Annotated in this window: 3 protein-coding genes; all 3 read right to left on the bottom strand. The window is 65.5% G+C overall.

The features are described from left to right. Positions 1-390: hypothetical protein (locus RM812_RS41555; RefSeq protein WP_311586124.1), on the bottom strand; the 390-nt coding region annotated here is incomplete at its 3' end. 79 nt (positions 391-469) lie between these two features. After that, the gene (locus tag RM812_RS41550) at positions 470-652 is read right to left on the bottom strand and encodes a hypothetical protein (protein ID WP_311586122.1); all 183 of its coding nucleotides are present in this window, start codon (positions 650-652) and stop codon (positions 470-472) included. 137 nt (positions 653-789) lie between these two features. Beyond that, positions 790-1,756: reverse transcriptase domain-containing protein (locus RM812_RS41545; RefSeq protein WP_311586120.1), on the bottom strand; the 967-nt coding region annotated here is incomplete at its 5' end.

Raw genomic sequence — 1,756 nt, 5'->3', positions numbered from 1 at the left:
TGGCTGCGTCGGCAGCGGAGTCATGTGATGGCCGGACGCAGTGATGATGTCCAGGACGGTCAGCAGGCGCTCTCGCGCCGGTTCAGGGTCCAGGTCGCCTTCGCCGGCCAAGAGCCACACGTCTCGTTTGTGGGGGTGCGGTTGTATGCCGCCGGAGGCGAAGAGGGCGATCAGTGTGGTCGCCAGCATCCCGTCGGTCAGACCGGTGCGCTCACTGAGCCAGGCGTGTGGGGGCGCCGTGATCTCGTTGGCCGCGAGCCCTTTGCGGGTGGGCATCTCGTCGATCCACGTCCGCACGGCGTCCATCACTGTGCCGGGGTTGGCGTAGGCCGCCATGAACTGTTCGAACTGCTCTTGGCGGTGGGGCGGGACTCCGTGGTACATCGACATGCCGTCAGCCTAGGTGGGTGCAGAGGTTCCAGGAACGCCCGTCTCCTCGGGCTCGCAGTTGCGGCCGGGGCGGCTTCCGTCAGGCAAGGGGTAGCTGGCCGAGCTGACGGTTCTGGTCGGACCGCGCGGTGATGATCGCCGCCACGTCGCTGTCGTCGGCGAACGTGGGGCCCTGCCATGTCGGTGGGGCGTCGATGGGTTCGAGGCGGACCTCCGTCCCAAATCTGTTGGACGCGTCGTAGAGGCTCTGCAGAATCTGCAATGCGCGGGCGTCGAGTTGACCGAGTTGAGTCGGCACGGAGCGCGGTGACGGTGTCACCACCGTTCCGTTTCTCCGTGCCGCTCGCCGAACCCGGCGTGCGTGTCTCCACGCACCGGGCTCTCCACGGTCTCTGCCGTTCAGGCGTGGTTGAGCTGGTTCCAGGGGTTGGGGATCGTGTTGCCCCGGTATCGGTAGCGGGTGACCGTCACCGTTTGGAGGTCGAACAGTTCGATCCCGTCCGCCGAGGGCCTTCGCCACCGACCGTTGTGGTCGGTGAGGTGTCGGCGGACGTCCTTCCACCCCCAGCGGTGCAGCCGCATCCACCAGTTGATCACCCGGTGCCAGACGAAACGCTGGAGGGTTTTCAGGGTGACTTTCGCGACCGCGTGCTTGAAGTAGTTGGCCCAACCGCGCATGATCTGGTTGAGCCTGATCAGCACGTGCCTGGGATTCTGCTGCGACTTTCTGTTCGTGAGGGCACGGATCTTGTCCTTCAGCTGCCGGATGGGCCGGTCAGCGATGTAGGTGTAGACGTACCACTTGTTCGATCCTCGCTTGCGGCGCCACTGGATGCGGAACCCCAGGAAGTCGAACCCTTCCGACATGTGCACGGTCTGGGTCTTGGCCTCGGAGAGACGAAGGCCCATGGGTTGCAGCACGTTGGCGATGTCCTCGCGCAGCGCTTCGGCGTCGTCGCGGTTTCCATCTGTCAGGACGACGAAATCGTCCGCGTAGCGGACGATCCGCCAGTTCGGCAGACTCTTGCGACGGCGCGTCTTGCGCTGGTACTGGGTGGACATCTCTCCGTTCGGTTCCCATGCCCTGGTCAGGTGCTCATCGAGCGCCGACAGAGCGATGTTCGCCAGGAGCGGCGAGAGGATGCCCCCCTGTGGGGTGCCGGTCAGGGAGTCCTCGCGGCTACCGGCCTCGGTGAGGACGCCGGCTTTGAGGAACGCCTTGACCAGCAGCAGCACGCGCTTGTCCTTGACCCGTGCTCGCACCCGGTCCATGAGGGCCGTGTGGTCGATCGAGTCGAAGCACGCCTCGATGTCCGGGTGCAGGACCCAGCGGTACCCGGTGGTTCCGTAGTTGTGGAGCTCGGGG

Origin of the sequence: Streptomyces lancefieldiae, assembly GCF_031845825.1 — a bacterium.
Taxonomy (GTDB): domain Bacteria; phylum Actinomycetota; class Actinomycetes; order Streptomycetales; family Streptomycetaceae; genus Streptomyces; species Streptomyces lancefieldiae.
The sequence above is the reverse complement of the archived record's forward strand: the minus strand, read 5'-3'. Positions and strand labels throughout refer to the sequence as shown.